This window comes from Candidatus Atribacteria bacterium (assembly GCA_011056645.1).
Lineage (GTDB): Bacteria > Atribacterota > Phoenicimicrobiia > Phoenicimicrobiales > Phoenicimicrobiaceae > Sediminicultor > Sediminicultor quartus.
The window spans coordinates 1-3342 of the sequence record DSEL01000043.1 but is presented as its reverse complement, the minus strand read 5'-3'; the positions used below and the strand labels follow the sequence as shown (position 1 = coordinate 3342).

Genomic DNA, 3342 nt, shown 5'->3' with positions numbered 1-3342 from the left:
TATCAGTACTATAAATACTTCTTACTTACCTTATTATTTACAGCATTATTTACAGCATTATTTACAGCATTATTTACAGCAAAATTCCTAACAAATGATTACAAAGGCAAATTTTAATCGCTTTAGAACCATTTGAAAATATTTAAAGAAAAGAAAGGAATATAATAAGAGATGAAGAAAATTTTAATGTTATTATTTGGATTAGTTTCGGTAATGTTGATGGCAGGTTGTTTAAGTTTAGAGGGAATTTTTCCTTTTTTAAATAGTGCACCAGTTATAATTTCCGAACCAATTACTACTGCTACGGAAGATCAGCTCTATTCATATCAAATACAGGCAGTTGATTCCAATGATGATGAATTGAGCTATTTTCTTACCATTAAACCTGAAGGGATGAGCATTGATAAGGAGAGCGGGTTAATGTCCTGGGTTCCCACTAATAATCAAGTGGGTGCTCACCCGGTAAACATTTTGGTTTCTGATGATATGCAAAGCAGCGCAACTCAGAATTTTGATGTCGAAGTGTCTAATGTGAATAATTCTCCTCAAATTATTTCTTATTCCCCTGCTAATTCAAATATTAAGATTAATGAGGGAGATTCAGTAAAATTTGAAATACAAGCTCACGATATTGACTTGAATCCCAACTTAAGCTATCGATGGTTCTTAAATGGAAAAGAAGTATCTAACCATTCAGTTTTAGGAAATGATTCAATAAGCAGCTGGACCTATTCTGCTGGCAGCGGAGATTGTAGTCAGAAAACGATAAAAGTATTAGTGAGTGATGGAGAATTATATGATTATAATCAATGGAATATTACCATAAATGATATAACACCGCCTACCCAACCTACCTTAAATATCATCACTTCGCCCACAAATATTTCTTATCAAGTTTTATCAGGTACCAAAGAAAGTAATACTTCAATTATAATTAATGGCATAGTAGTGATTTCTTTGAATCCATCTACCGATTGGTCTTATTCTTATCATCTATCAGAAGGAACCAACAATTTATCAATTACTTCAAGTGATGCCGCTGGCAATGAAAGCTCCGCTAATCTCACACTAATCGAATATGACCCCAATACCTATGTAGATATAGAAAATATAAGTGGAATAGAAGATGGTACCCAGACTTATCCATTTAATTCCATCTGCGAGGCTATAGAGGCGGCTACTCCAGGAAAATCCGTGATAGTTGCCGCAGGCACCTACAATGAACAGCTGATAGTAAATAAAAGTATTACTCTTCGTGGAGCAAGTCGGGACAATACCTTTATCTCAGGAGGTGGCTTATCGGGTAATTTAATTAGTTTGCAGGCAGACAATATTACTATATCTGGTTTTACTATTGAAAGTGCCAGTAGCGCTAGTACCGGAATTTATTTTGATAGTTATTCCTCTATAGATATAAATAACAACTTAATAAAAAACAATAAAGATTATGGTATAAATTATAGCAATTCCGCTCCTATTATTGAAGATAATAATATTGAAAATAACAGTAGCAGCGGGATAAAAGTTGCAACAGGCGGGGCGGGTATCATCGAAAATAATTCTATATTATCTAATCTGCATGGTATACGCACTTATGAAGATTCTTGTCCTGAGATTAAGGGAAATAATGTCAGAAATAATAATACCGGAATTTTATGTCGAGGGAGTGCCACCCCGATTATTTCTTATAACAATATTCACGATAACACTGCTTATGGGATTCTTATTGATGATGCTTTAGGAGATGCAGTAAATCCGGATATCGGTGGTGGAGATAAAGGGAGCGAGGGTCAGAATAAAATAACCGGAAACTTTATTCACGGAATTAGCAACAAAACTACCCATAATATTTACGCGAAAGACAATTGGTGGGGGGATACTGCTGGTCCAAAATATCCAGGGAATCCCAATAATGCAGCCATTTCAAGTGACTGGGCTTACTGGGACGTAACAAAAGGGAAAGGACCGATAAATTTTTCTCCTTACCTTTCCGTAGAGCCCTAATTTCTACCTAAGGTAAACTTTAGTGCCTGGCACGAAAGTTTACCTTTTTGTACTTGCTTGAATAGAGGTTGTGTGGTATGTTATAAATTGTAGAAAGATAGATAAAAATATGGGGAGGAATGAGCTATAGTAGAAAATAGAAAAAATAAAAATAATAATATCGATAGTATATTAGATAGAGATTTTTCTGATTTGGATCAGGCTAATATGATAGAGCTTTTAGAGAAATTTCCCCAGAAAATGAGAGATGCTTGGCGTTTGGGTGAAGAATTTGTTATTCCAACCGACCTTTTACCTAATCCTGATACCACCACAACCCCTCCCAGTAATTTCAAGAATATCATAGTATTAGGAATGGGTGGATCAGCTATCGGCGGAGATCTATTAGCTGATTATTTGGCTGATGAGCTAACAATTCCTATTCTCGTCATTCGAGGTTATGATATACCTAAATTTGTGAGTGAAGACTCTTTGGTTTTTGCGGTCAGCTATTCGGGAAATACCGAAGAGACCCTCTCTGCTTTAAAGAAATGTATAGATGCCAAAGCCACGATTATTGCCTTGACTTCAGGTGGCCAATTGGCTTCTCTTTCCCAAGAGAAGTACTTTCCTATAATAAAAGTGCCGACAGGTATTCAGCCTCGAGCTGCTATCTCGTATCTGTTCTTTCCTGTCCTAAAAGCTTTAGAGAGACTAGCTTTAATAAAGGAAAGAAGTAGTGAAATAGAAGAGACAATTAATATTTTGCAAGACCTTTCTAAAGAATATAGTGCTCAATCTATCATTAAAAACAATTTTGCCAAAAAGATAGCCTTGAGTCTTTATAAACATCTTCCTCTTATTTACGGTTCTGAAGGATTATTAGAAGCAGTGGCTATGCGCTGGAAGACTCAGATAAACGAAAATAGTAAATGGCCTTGTTTTTGGAATGTATTTCCCGAGCTTAACCATAACGAAATAGTGGGATATGAAATAGAGAATAACATAAATCGACAGGTAAAAATTGTTTATCTTCAGGATAAAGAAGGGCTTTTAAGAGTGGAGCAGAGACGGCAAATTACCCGAAAGATTATCCAGGAAAAAGTAGTCGAATTTATTATTTGCCCCACCAAAGGCAAAGGGAAGATGGCTCGCATGTTTTCACTTATTTTTTTAGGTGATCTGGTGAGCTATTATTTGGCAATATTAAACCGGGTTGACCCTTCACCTGTATACTGCATAGAGGATCTAAAGAAAGAGTTAGCTAAATAAAATAATAGTTTGCAAATTAAAGAATTAAGGAAAAGAATTAAAGAATTGATTAATCTTTATAAACTACCTAATTGCCCATCGGCTAAT

At 35.4% G+C, this 3342-nt stretch carries 2 protein-coding genes; both read left to right on the top strand.

Annotated features, from left to right (window positions below; all coding sequences use genetic code 11):
- Positions 1-171 precede the first annotated feature (171 nt).
- Entirely contained in the window at positions 172-2004 is a 1833-nt protein-coding gene (locus ENO17_01670) for a DUF1565 domain-containing protein (protein ID HER23754.1), read from the top strand.
- A gap of 207 nt (positions 2005-2211) precedes the next feature.
- The gene (locus ENO17_01665; GenBank protein ID HER23753.1) at positions 2212-3255 is read left to right on the top strand and encodes a bifunctional phosphoglucose/phosphomannose isomerase; all 1044 of its coding nucleotides are present in this window, start codon (positions 2212-2214) and stop codon (positions 3253-3255) included.
- Positions 3256-3342: the final 87 nt, after the last annotated feature.